15 protein-coding genes are annotated in these 16,703 nt (G+C 71.7%); 5 read left to right on the top strand and 10 right to left on the bottom strand.

The window, feature by feature from the left end; all coding sequences use genetic code 11:
• Positions 1 to 180 precede the first annotated feature (180 nt).
• The 4 genes from MUB56_RS04685 to MUB56_RS04670 form a co-directional block, all read right to left on the bottom strand.
• Positions 181 to 513, bottom strand: a complete 333-nt coding sequence (locus tag MUB56_RS04685; protein ID WP_244930747.1) for a hypothetical protein — start codon at positions 511 to 513, stop codon at positions 181 to 183.
• Between the two features lie 43 nt (positions 514 to 556).
• The gene (locus MUB56_RS04680) at positions 557 to 1,540 is read right to left on the bottom strand and encodes an NADPH:quinone oxidoreductase family protein (protein ID WP_244930746.1); all 984 of its coding nucleotides are present in this window, start codon (positions 1,538 to 1,540) and stop codon (positions 557 to 559) included.
• A 27-nt stretch (positions 1,541 to 1,567) separates the two neighbouring features.
• Positions 1,568 to 2,806, bottom strand: a complete 1,239-nt coding sequence (locus tag MUB56_RS04675) for a M15 family metallopeptidase (RefSeq protein ID WP_244930745.1) — start codon at positions 2,804 to 2,806, stop codon at positions 1,568 to 1,570.
• A gap of 100 nt (positions 2,807 to 2,906) precedes the next feature.
• A complete protein-coding gene (locus MUB56_RS04670; protein WP_244930744.1) occupies positions 2,907 to 4,343 on the bottom strand; it encodes an MFS transporter in 1,437 nt (478 codons plus the stop codon).
• Positions 4,344 to 4,366: 23 nt separating this feature from the next.
• Between MUB56_RS04670 and MUB56_RS04665 the strand changes: the two genes are divergently transcribed.
• Positions 4,367 to 5,239 (top strand): GTP-binding protein LepA, encoded by an 873-nt coding sequence (locus tag MUB56_RS04665; protein ID WP_244930743.1) that lies wholly within the window; start codon positions 4,367 to 4,369, stop codon positions 5,237 to 5,239.
• On the opposite strand, the gene MUB56_RS04660 is transcribed toward MUB56_RS04665, so the two are convergent.
• Both MUB56_RS04660 and MUB56_RS25950 read right to left on the bottom strand, forming a co-directional pair.
• Complete coding sequence (locus tag MUB56_RS04660; protein ID WP_244930742.1) at positions 5,225 to 5,791, bottom strand: TetR family transcriptional regulator; 567 nt, start codon at positions 5,789 to 5,791, stop codon at positions 5,225 to 5,227. The two genes, MUB56_RS04665 and MUB56_RS04660, sit on opposite strands and share 15 nt — an antisense overlap.
• An 82-nt stretch (positions 5,792 to 5,873) precedes the next feature.
• Positions 5,874 to 7,340, bottom strand: a complete 1,467-nt coding sequence (locus MUB56_RS25950; protein WP_348536712.1) for a fatty acid desaturase — start codon at positions 7,338 to 7,340, stop codon at positions 5,874 to 5,876.
• Between the two features lie 145 nt (positions 7,341 to 7,485).
• Between MUB56_RS25950 and MUB56_RS04645 the strand changes: the two genes are divergently transcribed.
• Complete coding sequence (locus tag MUB56_RS04645) at positions 7,486 to 8,670, top strand: AAA family ATPase (RefSeq protein ID WP_244930741.1); 1,185 nt, start codon at positions 7,486 to 7,488, stop codon at positions 8,668 to 8,670.
• A gap of 13 nt (positions 8,671 to 8,683) precedes the next feature.
• On the opposite strand, the gene MUB56_RS04640 is transcribed toward MUB56_RS04645, so the two are convergent.
• The 3 genes from MUB56_RS04640 to MUB56_RS04630 form a co-directional block, all read right to left on the bottom strand.
• Positions 8,684 to 9,361: an ATP-binding cassette domain-containing protein gene (locus MUB56_RS04640; protein WP_244930740.1), complete on the bottom strand. Its 678-nt coding sequence runs from the start codon at positions 9,359 to 9,361 to the stop codon at positions 8,684 to 8,686.
• 140 nt (positions 9,362 to 9,501) lie between these two features.
• A complete protein-coding gene (locus MUB56_RS04635) occupies positions 9,502 to 10,257 on the bottom strand; it encodes an ABC transporter permease (RefSeq protein WP_244930739.1) in 756 nt (251 codons plus the stop codon).
• Positions 10,254 to 11,246: an ATP-binding cassette domain-containing protein gene (locus MUB56_RS04630; protein WP_244930738.1), complete on the bottom strand. Its 993-nt coding sequence runs from the start codon at positions 11,244 to 11,246 to the stop codon at positions 10,254 to 10,256. The genes MUB56_RS04635 and MUB56_RS04630 overlap by 4 nt, the downstream gene beginning before the upstream one ends.
• A 144-nt stretch (positions 11,247 to 11,390) precedes the next feature.
• On the opposite strand from MUB56_RS04630, the gene ppgK reads away from it, so the two are divergent.
• Positions 11,391 to 12,146 (top strand): polyphosphate--glucose phosphotransferase, encoded by a 756-nt coding sequence (gene ppgK / locus MUB56_RS04625; RefSeq protein ID WP_244930737.1) that lies wholly within the window; start codon positions 11,391 to 11,393, stop codon positions 12,144 to 12,146.
• 15 nt (positions 12,147 to 12,161) lie between these two features.
• On the opposite strand, the gene MUB56_RS04620 is transcribed toward ppgK, so the two are convergent.
• Positions 12,162 to 13,505, bottom strand: a complete 1,344-nt coding sequence (locus tag MUB56_RS04620) for an NAD-dependent malic enzyme (protein ID WP_244932351.1) — start codon at positions 13,503 to 13,505, stop codon at positions 12,162 to 12,164.
• Positions 13,506 to 13,701: 196 nt separating this feature from the next.
• Between MUB56_RS04620 and MUB56_RS04615 the strand changes: the two genes are divergently transcribed.
• Together MUB56_RS04615 and MUB56_RS04610 are read left to right on the top strand one after the other, a co-directional pair.
• Positions 13,702 to 14,289, top strand: a complete 588-nt coding sequence (locus MUB56_RS04615; RefSeq protein ID WP_244930736.1) for a TetR family transcriptional regulator — start codon at positions 13,702 to 13,704, stop codon at positions 14,287 to 14,289.
• Positions 14,290 to 14,323: 34 nt separating this feature from the next.
• Positions 14,324 to 16,651 carry an MMPL family transporter gene (locus tag MUB56_RS04610; RefSeq protein WP_244930735.1) on the top strand — a complete coding sequence of 776 codons (2,328 nt, stop codon included), beginning with the start codon at positions 14,324 to 14,326 and terminating at the stop codon, positions 16,649 to 16,651.
• Positions 16,652 to 16,703: the final 52 nt, after the last annotated feature.

The following is a 16,703-nucleotide window of genomic DNA, read 5'->3' as shown; positions in this document are numbered from 1 at the left end:
GTCGAGCGTAGGACATGGGGGGAGGGCTGTTGCCGGTTCATCACGGTATGCAGATCAGTTGGCGCCTCCCACGGCGTACCCACCGTGGGAGGTGCAGGCTCGTCTGCATACCGTGATGAACCTGGGGTCGGAGGGGCCGCGCCCCGACCGCCGGCCCCGGCCCGGGCCCCCGACCGCGAGTCAGCCGTCGATGCGGGTGCGGATCCGCGCGAGCACGTCCTCGCGGCTGAGACCGTCGCGCTGGGCCACCTCGTCGACCAGCTCGCCGACGACCAGCAGCACGCCGCTCATCAGGGGCGAGATGTCGAGCTCGAGCTCACCCTCGTCCTCGTCCATCGTGACCTCGATGGCATCGATCTCGAGCAGCTTGCCGAAGGCGAGCTCCATCGCGTCCTCGTTGTCGACGTCGCTGGCGGTGACCCCGTCGAGGATGATGTGGCCGGCTCGGCGGACCAGGTCCTCGTCCGGACCGTCGTGGTCGTGGTCGTGGTCGTGCTCGTGGTCGTGGCTCATGACCACATCCTGCCGGGTCGGCGGTGGGACCGGCCGGCGGCCCTCAGCCGCGGACCCGCACCACCGACTTGCCGAGCGTGCGCCGCTCCTCCATATCGATCAGCGCCCGGCCGAAGTCCTCGAGGGGGTACGTCGCACCGACCGGCGGCTTCACGACCCCCGACTCGAGCATCGGCAGCAGCCGGGCCCACTGCTCCTGCATGTAGCCGGGTCGCGCCATCGCGTAGGCCCCCCAGCCGACGCCGCGGACGTCGACGTTGTTGAGCAGCAGCCGGTTCACCTTGACCTGCGGGATTCCGGCGCCGGCGGCGAAGCCGACCACCAGCAGCCGGCCCTGCGGGGCGAGCGCGCGCAGCGAGTCGGTGAAGGCGTCGCCGCCCACCACGTCGACCACGACGTCGACGCCGACCCCGTCGGTCAGCGCCAGGACCGCGTCCTTGAACCCGTCGAGGAGCACCGCGTCGTCGGCGCCCGCGGCGCGCGCGACCGCGGCCTTCTCCTCGGTGCTGACCACCGCTATCACCCGGGCACCCATGCCGCGGGCCACCTGGATCGACGCCGTACCGACGCCGCCGGCAGCGCCGTGCACGAGCACGGTCTCGCCGGTGCGCAGCCCCGCCCGCTCGGCCAGGGCGAAGTCGGCGGTCAGGTAGTTCATCGGCAGCGCCGCGCCCTCGTCGTACGACGTCGCGTCGGGCAGCGCGAAGGTGAAGTCGGCCTGGCTGACCACCAGCTCGGCCGCCCCGCCCCAGCCGCCGACGCCGCAGACCCGCTGCCCAGGCTCGAAGCGGCGCGCCCCGTCGGTCGAGCCCGTCGAGACCACCACGCCCGCGAAGTCGACGCCGAGCGTGAACGGCGGCTCGGGCTTGAGCTGGTACTCACCCTTGCTCAGCAGCAGGTCGGGGAAGGAGATCCCGACGCTGTGCACCTCGACGAGCACCTGACCGGCACCGGCGGTGGGCTCGGGGACGTCGCGGACCTCGACGTCGCGGGGACCGGTGGGCGTGATGACCTGGACGGCTCGCATGCCCGCGAGGCTAGCCGGGACCAGCCCTCACCGGGGATCGACGAGAGCGTTCATCTCGAAGTGCATCGGGTCGGTGTAGCTCCAGTCGCCGCCCCAGGCGAAGCCCCACTTCTTGAAGATGCCGACCACGCTGCGGTCGATCGCCCCGGCGCTCCCCCGGCCGTTGCCGGGCACGTTGATGTCGAGCGCCAGGCCGAAGGCGTGGTTGGAGAGCTTGGTCGACCCGGCGATGAACCGCGGGTAGAAGCAGCCGGCGTACTCGTCGGGGTGGATCCTGTCGGCCAGCCCGCGGTCGACGACCTCCTGCAGGGCCGCGCGCAGCTGCGGGAAGAGCAGCCGGTTGCAGGTGACGCTGCCCAGGATCGGCACCTGCTCGGTGGCGATGTGGCTGGCGACCCACTGCGGGTCCGGGGCGACCTTCCCGCCGGCGAGCACCGTGTAGGTGTAGGTGCCGACCGCGTCGGCGCTCGCGCCGACGACGACGGCGACCAGCTGGGCGCCGGGCTTGAGCCCGTAGCGCGCGACCGCGTCGACGAAGCCGAGCGGCCGCTGCGCCCCGACGGCCTTCCGCACCTCCTTGCCGACGACCTGCGGGTCGAAACCCGGCGCCGAGACGAGCAACGCGTTGCCGGGCGTCATCGCGAGGGCGTCGACCCACTCCTGGTTGACGACGGCGTCGATGCCGCCCTCGACCTGGGGCGCGTAGGAGCCGACGTGGGCCCGGGGCGCGTCCTTGTCGCTGCCGAGCTTGAGGAACCCGTCGGCATCGACGGGCAGCTTCTCCTGGACGGCCGGGTCGACGGCGATCTCCCCCGCCGCGACCCGGTCCCAGACCTCCTGGGTGTCGGCGCTGCCGGCGTCGGCGAAGTTGCGGTAGGTCGCCGGGTCGACGGCCGCGACCGTCAGCAGCGTGTTGTCGACGCTGACCTGGGCCAGCGAGATCCGCTCGACCGCCGCGACGTTCGGGACGCCCCGGACCGCGTCCAGGACCTCGTCGCTGATCGGCTCGCGACCGTTGACCAGGATGTCGACGTAGGTCAGCCGGCCCTTCCGCGGTCCCGGCGGGTCCATGGCGTACGGCGCCAACGGGTCCTCGGTCGACCCGGTCGTGCCCGGGGTCGACGCCGAGGCCGAAGCCGAGGCCCCCACCGTGCTCGGCGACGCGTCGGGCTCGGTGCTGCTCGCGCCGTCGCCGCCACCGCAGGCAGCGACGAGCAGGAGCGCGCCGGTCATCCCGGCGGCCCCGAGTGCCTGCCGCAGTCGCATCTGTCCCCTCCCCGGTCGTCCAGGGTAGGTGGTCTGGTCGCGCCCGTCGGACTTCTCGGCCAGAACGTGACGTTCTGGGGCGTCGCGTTGCCTGAGAACGTCAGACTTCCCCGGTAGACCGCGGAAGTTCCACCCCCCGCTCCCCCAGCACCCGGTTGCCGATCGCGAACCACGACACCAGCCCGCCCGCGGTCAGCAGCGCGGCGGAGGCGACCATCGCCGAGCGGTACGCCGCGTCGAAGGCGACGGGGTCGGCGTACTCCTCCCCGCCGAGGCCGACCAGCACCGGGAGCGCGGCGACGGCGAGCAGCGACCCGGCGCGGGCGACGGCGTTGTTCACGCCACTGGCGATGCCGGCGTGCTCGTCGGGCGCAGCGGCGAGCACGGTCGCGGTGAGCGGGGCGACCATCAGCGCGAGGCCGAGACCGAAGACGGTGATGCCGGGCAGCACGTCGCGCCAGTAGTTCACGTCGGCGTCGACCCCCAGCATCAGCAGGGTGCCGGCAGCCATCACCAGCGGGCCGAACGTCATCGGCACCCGCGGCCCGATCCGGGTGGCCAGCCGGCCGCCCCGGGCCGCGAGGAGCAGCATGCAGATCGTCACCGGAAGGCTGGCCAGCCCGGCCGCGAGAGCGTCGTACCCGCCCACGGTCTGCAGCTGCAGGGTGAGGAAGAACAGCACCGCCCCCAGCGCGCCGTACACGAGGAAGGTCATCGCGTTCGAGGCGCTGAAGGTCCGGTCCCGGAAGATGTCGAGGCGCAGCATCGGCTCGCGCACCCGCTTCTCGACGACCAGGAAGAGCACCGCGGTCACGACGGCGATGACGCCCGCCCACGGCGCGAGCGGACCGCCCCACTGGATCAGGGCGTACGACGTCGCGCCGAGCGCCACCGCGGCGAGCACCGCGCCGCCGAGGTCGAGGTGCGTGGCGGCGTTCGGGTCCCGGGTCTCGGGCACCGAGCGCTGGGCGATCACCACGGTCACCACGGCCAGCGGGAGGTTGATCCAGAAGATCCAGCGCCAGCTCGCGTGCTCGACCAGCGCGCCGCCGACGAACGGGCCGATGGCGGCCGCGATGCTGCCCAGCCCGGACCAGGCGCCGATCGCCGCCGCCCGATCGTCCTTCACGAACGCGCCCTGGATCATCGCCAGGCTGCCGGGGGTGAGCAGCGCCCCGCCCACTCCCTGCAGCAGGCGCGCGGCGATCAGCACCTCCGGGTTGGGGGCCAGTCCGCACAGGACCGAGGCCGCCGCGAACCCGACCGTCCCCCACACGAACACCCGCCGCCGGCCGAACCGGTCACCCAGCGACCCGCCCAGCAGGATCAGGCTCGCGAGCGAGAGCAGGTAGCCGTTGGCCACCCACTGCAGCTCGGCCAGGCTCGCGTCGAGATCCTCCCCGATCGTCTTGAGCGCGACGTTGACCACGGTGCCGTCGAGCAGCGCCATCCCGGAGCCCAGGGTCGCCGCCGCGACGACCGCTCGACCGCCAGGAGTGCCCATCCGGACCACCCCGACCGCTGCGCGCTCACGCATCATGGAACGGTAGCCTTTCCTTCATGGCTGAGGGGACCCGGACCGCGTTGCGGCTGGCTCGGCACGTCGACCGGCTGGAGGCCGAGCACCCCCCGATCGACCTCGGGAGCGTCGACTGGACGGTACGCCGCCCGGTCGAGTTCGAGGAGCGCTTCGGCCACGTCCTCGACTACATGGCACGCGTCGAGCTCGAGGTCGACCGCAACGTGCTCGAGCTGATGACGATGCTCCCCGACCCGCCCGAGATCGACCGCCGCTTCTACGCCGACGTCTGGCAGCCGCAGGAGACCCGGCACGGGCTGATCCTGGACCGGCTCCAGGTCGAGCTCGGCCGCCCGAGCGCCGAGGCCGACCTGACCTCGATCGGCTCCAAGCTGAAGGTTCTCGGGGCGCTCGGTCGCTGGCCGGCCTTCCAGGACGTCAGCCGGATGATCTACTACCTCACCGGCATGGCCACCGAGCGGTCCGCCGTACTCGCCTACAACCTGCTCCACGACGGCGTCGTCGAGATGCGGGAGTCCGCGGTCGCCGAGACGATCGTCGCGCCGATCAAGCGCCAGGAGCCCGGCCACTACGCCTTCTACCAGCTCTCCGCGCGCGGCCTCTGGGCCGAGCTGGCCGGCTGGCAGAAGTGGTTCGTCCGCCGGCTGCGCACCCTCTCCTTCGCCCCGGTCGGCGCCAATAACGGCGACCAGCTGGCCGACTTCGGCGAGCTGATGGCGACCCTGGGCATCACCGCCCAGGTCGACGACTTCGCCGCCCAGATCTCCCGGGTCGAGGCCGAGCTGCTGTGGGCGCAGCGGCGCGGGCTCAAGGTCCCGCCGTACGTCGTCGCCGCCTTCCGCGAGGCCGTGGAGAAGGCCGCCGCACGCCGCGCCGGTTCACTGACCACGTAGCACCCGCGCCGCGATCCACGCGATGTCGTCGGCCGTCGCCGCCGGCGTGCCCGAGGGCTGCATGACGTGGCTGAGCACCACCCGCACCACCATGTCGATGGCGGCGTCGAGGTGGGCGGGACCCAGGTCGACGTCGTACGGCGCCAGCCGCTCGGCCACCACCGCCTTGGCCGCGGCCAGCAGCGACTCGGCGTGGGTCGTCAGCAGCGGCAGCAGCTCGGTGTCGGCCCCGTGCGTCGCGGAGACGACCGCGTGCAGGAGCAGGTTGTCGTGGGCGTGCTCGAGCACTCCGCGCGCGCTGGCCCGGATCGCCTCGACGAGGTCGTCGGGATGCTCGTCGAACGCCACCGACACGACGTGCAGGAAGCGCTCCAGCTCCCGCAGGATCATCGCCTCCGCGAGCCCGGGCTTGGTGCCGATCTCGTTGTAGACCGTCTGCCGGCTCACGCCCACCCGGTCGGCGAGCTTGGCCATCGTCACCTGGGACCAGCCGATGTCGACCGTCAGCCGCACCGCCGCGTCGACGACGCGCTCGCGGGTGCTGACTGCCATGCGGACCAGTCTAGGTATCCACTCCCGCGGGGGCTGCCCGGCTTCCTGGGGGCCCTGGGTCCGGCCGGGTGCGGACCGGTGCTCAGCTGGCGGGTTGGGGCGTGCCCGACAACGCGACGAAGTCGACCTTCTCCCGGACGCCGCAGTCGGGACAGCACCAGTCACTCGGGATGTCGGCCCAGGCGGTGCCGGCCGCGAACCCCTCGTGCTCGTCGCCCGCGGCGACGTCGTACACGTAGGAGCAGCCGGGGCAGCGAGCCGCCAGGACCTCCTCGACGGCACCGTGGTTCCGAGACGGTTGCTGCGCAACCGGCTCGACCACCGGTGGGGGCGGGTAGGCCGCGAGCAGTCGCGCGCGCTTGCTCGGCTGGAGGTTGGCCCGGGACAGGTCGCCGCCGAAGTGCGCGTGCACGCGGGGGTCCATGACGCGGCGCCACAGCGGCGGGACGAGGGCGAGCACGATCATGCCGGCGTACCCCGTCGGGAGGACCGGGCTCTCCTCGAAGTCGCGCAGCGTCTGGTAGCGGCGGGTGGGGTTCGCGTGGTGGTCGCTGTGCCGCTGCAGGTGGTAGAGGAGCACGTTGGTGGCGATGTTGTTGGAGTTCCAGGAGTGCGAGGGGTCGACCCGCTCGTAGCGCTGCCGCTCGCCCACACCGACCTTCTGGCGCAGCATCCCGTAGTGCTCCATGTAGTTGACGACCTCCAGGAGCGAGAAGCCGACGACGGCCTGGACGAGGAGGTACGGCAGTACGCCGACGCCGAGCCACCCGACCACGGCACCCCACAGCACCGCCGTCATCAGCCAGGCGTTGAGGACGTCGTTGCCGATCCGGAACGGGTGCTGCTTCCTGCGGGCGTAGCGGCGCTTCTCCAGCCGCCAGGCACTCCGCAGGGAGCCGGTGACGGTGCGCGGCCAGAAGGCGTAGAACGTCTCACCGAGGCGGCTGCTCGCCGGGTCCTCCGGCGTCGCGACCCGGACGTGGTGGCCGCGGTTGTGCTCGATGTAGAAGTGGCCGTAGCAGCTCTGCGACAGCGCGATCTTGGACAGCCAGCGCTCGTGACTCTCCTTCTTGTGACCGAGCTCGTGGGCGGTGTTGATGCCGATCCCGCCGATGCAGCCGATCGAGACCGCCAGGCCGAGCTTGTCGACGGTGGCCAGATCGCCCTGGAGTCCGAGCGGGTCACCCCGCGCGATGAGGTACATCGAGCCGAGGAAGCCGGCGTACTGGACCGGCAGGAAAAGGTAGGTGATCCACCGGTAGTAGCGGTCCTTCTCGAGGCGCTCGATCATGTCGTCGGGCGGGTTCGACCGGTCCAGGCCGGCCACCAGGTCGATCGCGGGCACGACCACCAGGATCACGGCCGGTCCGATCCAGAAGAACGCGCCGACGCCGGTGGCGGCCCAGCCGGCGTACGCCAGGAAGGCCAGCGACGGGACGACCAGGCCGATCAGCCACAGATGGCGCTTGGGGTCGTGCCAGGTCTCGGTCGAGCCGTCGGGCACGGTGCAGTTGGCGGTCCTGTCGGCGGGGCTGTCGTCGATGGCCATTCGGTGCTGCCTCCTCGGTCGGCGTCGCTGCCGGGTTTACAGAACCCTAGGAGATGTCAATCTGCTTGACAAGTACGCATCAGATGTAAAGGTCGGCGGCCAGGTTTACGGTTCTTGATGAACCCCGACCTTCATAAGGAACCGTGTGAGTCCGCTCCCCAGCCCGTACACCCCCGGCGAGGCGCCGCCCGTCCTGGTCGGACGCGGCGCCCAGCTCGCGGACGCCCAGGCCGACCTCGCTCTGCTGGCGACCTACGGCCGGTTCCTGGGCCGGGTGCGCGTGCACGTCGGGTCCCGCGGGGTCGGCAAGACCTCCCTGCTCAAGGTCGTGCGCGACGAGGCGGGCCGGGCCGGGGCCGTCGTGGCCTGGGTGACCGCCCGGGGCGACGAGAGCCTGGTCGCCGCCCTCGTCGCCGCGACCGCCCGGGCACTCGATGACATCGGCGTCGACGTCGCCCGCCGATCCCGGCTGAGCGAGCGGATGCAGTCGCTCACCCTCAAGCTCGGCGCCTGGCCCGCCAGTGCCGGCGTCGAGCTCGACGTCAGCCCGGCGGCCGGGCCGGGCACCGGCGCGGCGTCGGCCGCCTTCGGCGACTTCGTGGCATTGGCGGCCGCGGCCGCCCGGGACCGGGGCTCGGCGGGGCTCTGCCTGCTGGTCGACGAGATCCAGGCCGCGCCCCGCGAGGACCTCCGCACCCTCGCCTACGCCTGGCAGGAGCTGCAGCAGGCGAGCCCCGAGCCGCCCGCGCTGGTCATCGCCGCCGGCCTGCCCAACACCCCCGACGTGCTGACCGCGGCCGTGACGTTCAGCGAGCGGTTCGCCTTCCGCACCCTGGAGCGGCTCGGCGAGGGTGACGCGACGGAGGTCCTCGAGGCCCCCGCCCGGGACCAGCGGGTGCGGTGGCACCCCGACCTGCTCGCCGAGGTCGTCGACCTGGCCCAGGGCTACCCCTACTTCCTCCAGCTCTACGGCGACGCCGTGTGGCGCGAGGCCGCGCCCACCGAGGGCGACGAGCTCGGTCACGACCTGCTCGACCGCACCCGCGCCCGGGTCGACGAGGAGCTGGCGACGATGTTCCGCGCCCGGTGGGTCAAGGCCACCCCGGGCGAGCAGCGCGTGCTCACGGGCATGGCCGAGCTGGCCGGCCCTACCGAGACCGACGTACGCCGGGGCGAGCTCGCCGACCACCTCGGCCTGTCCAGCAACGACCTGAGCGTCCCCCGACGCGGCCTGCTCGACAAGGGACTCATCGAGGTGGCCGGCCGGGGCGCCCTGCGGTTCACGGTGCCGGGCTTCGCCGCCTGGATCCGTCAGGAGACGGGCGGCTGAACGCCGCCGACGCTCAGCCGGCGGTGGCCGACCAGCGCCCGCGGTGGCGGTGCACCTCGATGGGGTGCGCGAAGCAGGCGGTGACCAGCTCGGTGGTCAGCACCTCGTCGACCGGCCCGGCGGCGACGACCCGCCCGAGGCGCAGCAGCGCAGCGTGCGTGGTCGTGGCCGGCAGCTCCTCGAAGTGGTGGGTGACCATCAGGGTCGTCAGGCCGGGGATCACCGCGGGGAGTCCGTCGATGGTCTGGATCATCTGCTCGCGGGCGGCCACGTCGAGGCCGGTGCTCGGCTCGTCGAGGAGCAGCAGGGGCGGATCGGTCATCAGGGCGCGGGCGATCAGGGTCCGGCCGCGCTCGCCCTGCGACATCGTGTGCCAGCGCAGCGGGCCGTCGGCGTCCAGCCCCAGCGACTTCATCAGGTGTCGGGCCCGGTCGCGCTCGACGTCGGTGGGCGTCCAGCGGGGCACCGTCTCGATCGATCCCGTGGCGCCGGTGAGGACGACCTCCTCGACCGGGAGATCCGAGCGCAGCGGGTGGCGCGGATTGACGAAGCCGATGGAGCGCCGCAGCTCGCGCAGGTCGATCGAGCCGAGCCGGTGACCCAGCACCCGGACCTGTCCACGGCTGGGGAAGGTCACCGCCCCGCACAGGTTCAGCAGGGTGCTCTTGCCCGCACCGTTGGGGCCGACCAACGCCCACTGCTCGCCCCGTCGTAACGACGAGGTCCACGTCCTCCAGCAGAGGACGCGCATCGCGGATGGAGGTGACGCCGGTCAGCTCCAGGGCGTTGTCGCTCACCCGGGCAGGTTAACCAGGCCCGGACAGGGCCCCGTCAGGCGTTCTCCCGTCGGAACACCGCGACGCCCCACCAGACCGCGAGCCCGAAGAGCGCGAACGTCCAGCCCACTCCCCAGCCGAGGGTCGCCAGGTCGTAGTCGCCGAAGAAGGCGCCACGGACGGCGTCGACGACATGCCGGATCGGCATGAAGTTGGCCAGGCTGTCGAGCCAGGCCGCGCCGAAGCTCATCGGCAGCAGGATCCCCGAGAGCAGCAGCACCGGCATCATCACCAGGTTGACGACCGGTGCCATCACGTCCTCGCTCTTCACCGTGAGCGCGAAGGCGTTGGACGCCGCGGCGCAGGCGCCGCCGAGCAGGATCGTCAGGATGACGCCCAGCACGATGCCGGCGGGGTTGAAGTCCATGCCGAGGGCGAGCCCGAGCCCGACCAGGATCACCGCCTGCACGAACAGCTGGAGCAGGTCGCGGTAGAGCCGGCCGAACAGCAGGGCCGCCCGACTGGCGGGCGTGACCCGCTCCGCCTCGATGACCCCCTCGCGCCACTCGCCGATCAGGCTGAAGCCGGCGAAGAAGGCGCCGAAGATGCCGAGCTGGACGAGCATGCCGGGCACGAACCAGGTGTACTTGTTGCCGCCGAGCTGGCCGATCACCGGCTCCAGCAGCGGGCCGAAGAGCAGCAGGTAGAGCACCGGCTGCAGCATCCCGATGATCACCCAGGCGGGGTTGCGCAGGTTCATCCGGATCTGGCGCCGGAACACGATGCCGCTGTCGCGCAGGAAGCCGGTCACCGGTCGTCTCCTTCGGGAGTCGTCGCGGCCGCCTCGGCGTCGCGCAGCGAGCGGCCGGTGAGGGTGAGGAACACGTCGTCGAGGGTGGGCCGGGCGATCTCGATCGACTCCAAGGCGATCCCGGCGCCCTCGAGGTCACGCAGCAGGCCCGGCACGACCTTCCCGGCACGGGCGACCCGGCCGCGCACCTGGCGGCCGTCGACCTCCACGGTCTCGGCGACCGCGGCGAGCCGCTCCCGGGCGACCGGCACCTGCTCGTCCGCGCCGACCTCCAGGGCGACCAGGTCGCCGGCGACCTGGGCCTTGAGGTTGTCGCTGGTGTCGCTCGCGACGATCTCGCCGCGGTCGATGACGATGATCCGGTCGGCCAGCGCGTCGGCCTCGTCGAGGTAGTGCGTGGTCAGGAAGACCGTCGCCCCCTGCCGGTTGCGCAGGTCGACGATGTGGTCCCAGAGATTGGCCCGCGCCTGCGGGTCCAGGCCGGTCGTGGGCTCGTCGAGGAAGACCAACGAGGGCGAGTGGATCAGCCCCATCGCGATGTCCAGGCGGCGCTTCTGGCCCCCGGACATGTTCTTCGGCATCCGGCGCCACAGCCCGTCGAGCTGGAGCCGCTCGAAGAGCTCCATGCCCTGCGCCACGGCCTCCCGGCGCGACATCCCGTAGAGCATCCCGTGGTCGACCACCTCGTCCCCGGCGTAGGCGCCGGAGAAGGTCGAGCCGACCTGCGAGCAGTAGCCGATGCTGCGTCGTACCTCGACCGACTGCGTCGCGACGTCGTACCCCGCCACCGTGGCGGTGCCGGCCGTCGGTCGCAGCAGCGTCGTCAGGATCCGCAGCGTCGTGGTCTTGCCGGCGCCGTTGGGGCCGAGGAAGCCGACCACCTCGCCCTCGGCGACGTCGAGGTCGACGCCGTTGACCGCGTGCACGGCCTGCTTCTTCCGGCCCTTTCCGGTGTGGAACGTCTGCACGAGTCCTCGTGCGGTGATCATCCGCTGCCCTCCGCCCGATCGGGGTTCATGTCGTCCTCCAGTAGCAGTGCCGCCGCGGCCCGCGGTCAACCGATTTCGGTCCGCCATGCGGCAGACCCGGCCACCGTCGACTTCTCATCGCTCACCGCGCCCTAAGGTCGGGGGATGGCGAGCAAAGACGTCCCCTTCGGCATCGACTTCGGCGGCACGGGCATCAAGGGCGCACCCGTCGACCTCGAGTCCGGCGACTTCGCCGGGCAGCGGGTCCGGTTCAAGACCCCCTCGCCGTCGACCCCCGAGCGGGTCTCCGAGGTGTTCGTCGAGCTGCTCGCGGCGTTCCCCGACTCCGCCGGTCCCGTCGGCGTCACCGTCCCGGGCGTGGTCCGCCACGGCGTGGTCAGCTCGGCGGCCAACATCGACAAGGCCTGGATCGGCACCGACGCCGACGCCCTGTTCACGAAGGCGACCGGCCGCGACGTACACGTCGTCAACGACGCGGACGCCGCCGGCCTCGCCGAGGTGCGGTACGGCGCCGCCGCGGGCCGAGGCGGCCTGGTCATCGTGACGACCCTCGGCACCGGTATCGGCTCGGCGCTGGTGCACGAGGGGGTGCTGGTCCCGAACGCTGAGCTCGGCCACCTCGAGATCGACGGGCACGACGCGGAGTCGCGGGCGGCCAACAGCGCCCGCGAGGCCGAGGACCTGGGCATGGAGGAGTGGGCGAAGCGGTTGAACCGCTACTACCGCACCCTCGAGATGCTGTTCTCGCCCGACCTGTTCGTGGTGGGCGGCGGCATCAGCAAGCGGTCGGAGGAGTTCCTGCCGCTGCTCGACCTCGACACCGAGATCGTGCCGGCGACGCTGCGCAACAAGGCGGGCGTCGTCGGCGCGGCGCTCTACGCAGCCGACGCCCGCGGATAGCCCTGTCCGTCGTGGCTAGCGGTCGGCGCGGATGGCGGCGGCGACCGCCTTCGACACGTCGGGGTGGAAGACGGTGGGGATGATGAAGCTCGGGTTGAGCTCCTCGTCCTTGACCACGAGCGCGATCGCCTCGGCCGCGCGGAGCAGCATGTCGATGGTGACGTCGGTGGCCCGCGCGTCGAGGAGGCCGCGGAACACGCCGGGGAAGGCCAGCACGTTGTTGATCTGGTTCGGGTAGTCGGAGCGGCCGCTGGCCACGACGGCGGCGTACTTGTCGGCCTCGGCGGGGTCGACCTCCGGGTCGGGGTTGGCCAGCGCGAAGACGACCGGGTCGGTGGCCATGTCCCGGATCCACTCGGCCTGCAGGACGCCGGGGGCGGAGACGCCGATGAACACGTCGGCGTCGGCCAGGGCGGCGCGCAGGTCGCCGCGCACCCTGCGCGGGTTGGTCGCCTCGGCGAGCTGCACCTGCGCCGGCGAGAGACCCTCGAGGTCGGGCACCAGGCAGCCGACCCGGTCGTAGACGACGACGTCGGTCACCCCGGCGGCCAGCAGCAGGGTCACGATGGCGGTGCCGGCCGCACCGGCGCCCGAGACCACGAGGCGCACCTCGGGGAGCTTCTTGCCGACCACCCGCAGCGCGTTGGTCAGCGCCGCGAGGACGACGATGGCGGTGCCGTGCTGGTCGTCGTGGAAGACGGGGATGTCGAGGCTCTCGCGCAGCCGTCGCTCGATCTCGAAGCAGCGCGGCGCCGCGATGTCCTCGAGGTTGATGCCGCCGAAACCGGGGGCGATCAGCTCGACCGCGCGGACGATCTCGTCGGTGTCCTGGGTGTCCAGGCAGATCGGCCAGGCGTCGATGTCGGCGAACCGCTTGAAGAGCGCCGCCTTGCCCTCCATCACCGGCAGCGCCGCGCCCGGACCGATGTTGCCGAGCCCCAGTACGGCGGACCCGTCGGTGACGACCGCGACCGAGTTGCCCTTGATGGTCAGCCGACGGATGTCCTCGGGGTGCTCGGCCAGCGCCATGCTGACCCGGCCGACGCCCGGGGTGTAGGCCATCGAGAGGTCGTCGCGGTTGCGCAGCGGCACCTTGGAGGAGACCTCGATCTTGCCGCCGATGTGCAGCAGGAAGGTCCGGTCGGAGACCCGGTAGACCTCCACGCCCTCGATCTCGTCGACGATGCCCTCGAGGACCTTGGCGTGGTCGGCGTCGATCGCGGAGCAGGTCACGTCGACCACGAGACGCTCGTGACTGGACTCGGTGACGTCGATGGCGGTCACGATGCCCCCCGACGCCGCGATCGCGGTGGCGACCGCTCCGACCACCGCGTGGTCAGGAGCGGTGTGCAGCCGCATGGTGATGGAGTACGACGACGGGGTGGCGGTGCGGGGGGAAGACACCCGACCACTTTCCGCCCCCCGCTCGGTTACCAGCAAGTCACAGCCGCCCCGCCGTGATGAACCGCACGGCGGGGTCGGCCGCGTTCCACAGAGCGGCGTGACCGCCATCACAATTATGCACTTCTTGGTCGAGAGTGCAAGAATGCACTCCATGTCCGAGAGTGCAACGATCCGCCAGGTGAAGCGGCTGCAGACCGAGCGGCGGATCTGCCGCTGCGCGCAGCAGCTCACCGAGGAGCGCGGTCTCGACGGTTTCACCCTGGACGAGCTCGCGGAGCGCGCCGAGGTCTCCCGCCGGACCCTGTTCAACTACTTCCCGAGCAAGCTCGACGCGGTGCTCGGCCCGGTCCCGACCATGTCGGACGAGGTCCGGGCCACGTTCGTCGCCGGCGGGCCGCACGGCGATCTCGTCAACGACCTCTCGGAGATCGCGAGGGAGCTCTTCGAGTCCCACGACGTCGAGCGAGAGGACGTCGAGCGCGCCAAGCGGGTCGTCGTCAACGAACCCCGTCTCGTGCTGATCGCCGGCGAGCGCTTCGAGAAGATCCTCGGCACGTTCACCGATCTGATCGTCGAGCGCGAGGGCGACCGGATCGCCACCGCCGACGCCCGGCTGCTGATCCGGCTCCTGGTCGCGGTCTTCGAGGTCTCCATGCGCGAGTTCGTCTGCGGTGACCAGCGCCCGGTCCTCGAGCTGTTCGACGAGAACCTCCGCGTCGCCCGGCACCTGCTCGCCTGACCCGCCTTCCCCGACCCTCCCCAGGAGATCCTCCATGGCCACCCTGCTCCACCGCCTCGGCAAGACGGCGTACCGCCGCTGGCCGTTCTTCATCGCCGCGTGGCTCATCGCGTTCGTCGCGGTCGGCATCTTCGCGGGGACCATGTCCAAGCCGATGACCGACGCGTTCTCGATCCCGGGCATCCCGTCGGAGAAGGCCGCCGACATGCAGGCCGAGCTCTTCCCCGACGCGGTCGACGCCTTCGACCAGGCCTCGGTCAAGGTCGTCGTCGCCGCCCCCGAGGGGCACACCCTCGCGGAGCCCGAGTACGCCGCGCAGGTCGAGGACCTGATCGCCGGCCTCGAGGGCCTTCCGCAGATGCCGGACGCCCCGCTGACCGACCCGACCACCGCGGCGGCCGAGCAGGAGAAGGCGATCGTCGACGCCGCGACCGAGGCCGGCGGCGACGTGGCCGCGGCGCAGGTGAACGCCCAGGCGCTCTCGCCGCTCTCCGAAGACGGCCGGGTCGGCACCATCACCTGGGACTTCGACGTGGAGACCGTCACCGACGTCGAGCCGGCCACGATCACCGCGCTCGGCGAGGTCATGGACGACGCGAGCACCAACGGGCTCGTCGTGGAGGCCAACGGCTCCGGCTCGGCCGGCATGACCGAGATCAGCGGGACCTCCGAGCTCATCGGCATCGCCGTCGCGCTCCTGGTGCTGATCCTCACCTTCGGCTCCCTGATGGCCGCCGGCCTGCCCATCGTCACCGCACTGGTCGGCGTGGGGCTGGGCATCACGGGCATCACGGCCAGCACCGCGTTCTTCGACATCGGATCGACGACCCCGATGCTCGCCACGATGATCGGGCTCGCGGTCGGCATCGACTACACCCTGTTCATCCTGGCGCGCTACCGCACCGAGCTGCACCACACCAGCGACCGCGAGGAGGCGGTCGGCGTCGCGGTCGGTACGGCGGGCTCCGCCGTCGTCTTCGCGGGCCTCACCGTGCTCATCGCGCTGTCGGCCCTGGCCCTGGTCCAGATCCCGTTCCTCACCTCGATGGGCCTCGCGGCCGGCGCCACGGTGCTGATCGCCGTCCTGGTGGCGCTGACCCTGCTCCCGGCGGTGCTCGGCCTGCTGAAGAAGCGCGCCTTCGGGGGCACCGTTCGGCACTATCGACCCACCCGCGACACCGACGGCCTGGTGATGAACAACGGGGTCCGGTGGGCCCGGCTCATCGGCCGGCGACCGATCACCGCCGTACTCCTGACCGTGATCGCCCTCGGCGCCCTCGCGCTGCCGCTGAGCAACCTGCACCTCGCGTTCCCGACCGACAGCACAGCCTCGCCGGAGACCACGCAGCGCAAGGCGTCGGACCTGATCGCCGACTCCTTCGGTCCCGGCCGCGACGCGCCGATGATCGTCGTGATCGACGGCCGGGAGCTGCCCGACGCCGACGCGCGGACGACGGCGTACGACGACGTGGTCGCCTGGGCCGCCGGTCAGGACGACGTCCGCAACGCCCAGCTGGTCGGCACCAACGAGGACGGCACCGGAGCCCAGGTGCTGATCACCCCGGAGACGGGCGCCGAGGACACGGCCACCGAGGACCTGCTCACCGCCCTGCGGGACGGTCAGGAGCAGATCGAGGAGGAGACCGGGACGACCACCGGGGTCACCGGCCTGACCGCCATCACCACCGACGTCTCGGAGCGGCTGAGCGGCGCACTGCCGATCTACCTCTCCGTCGTGATCGGGCTGGCGTTCATCCTGCTGATGATCGTCTTCCGCTCGATCCTGATCCCGCTCACGGCGACGCTCGGCTTCCTGCTCACGGTGCTCGCCACCCTGGGCGCGACGGTCGCCGTCTTCCAGGAGGGCGCGTTCGGGCTGATGGAGGGTCAGCCGATCGTCAGCTTCATGCCGATCTTCCTGATCGGCCTGGTCTTCGGGCTCGCGATGGACTACCAGGTGTTCCTGGTGACCCGGATGCGTGAGGCGCACGTGCACGGCATGTCGACCCGCGAGGCCGTCGTCGACGGCTTCCGCAACAGCGCCCGGGTCGTGACCGCCGCCGCCGCGATCATGATCGCCGTGTTCTCCGCGTTCATCCTGATCGACGAGCCGATCATCCGATCGATCGGCTTCGCCCTCGCCGTGGCGGTCTTCTTCGACGCGTTCCTGGTGCGGATGACCCTGATCCCGGCGCTGATGTACCTGATGGGCGAGAAGGCCTGGTGGCTGCCCGCCTGGCTGGACCGGATCCTCCCGAACGTCGATGTCGAGGGCGAGAAGCTCGACCGGCCGCACCTGCGGACGTACGCCGACGACGCCCTCGGCGAACGTGACCCGGAGTCGGAGTCGGTCCAGGTCTGAGGCCCGATCGCCGGGGTAGTCCGTCACACCAGGGGGCCGAAGGCCCACGAAG

Origin of the sequence: Nocardioides sp. W7 (assembly GCF_022919075.1) — a bacterium.
Lineage (GTDB): Bacteria > Actinomycetota > Actinomycetes > Propionibacteriales > Nocardioidaceae > Nocardioides.
The sequence above is the reverse complement of the archived record's forward strand: the minus strand, read 5'-3'. Positions and strand labels throughout refer to the sequence as shown.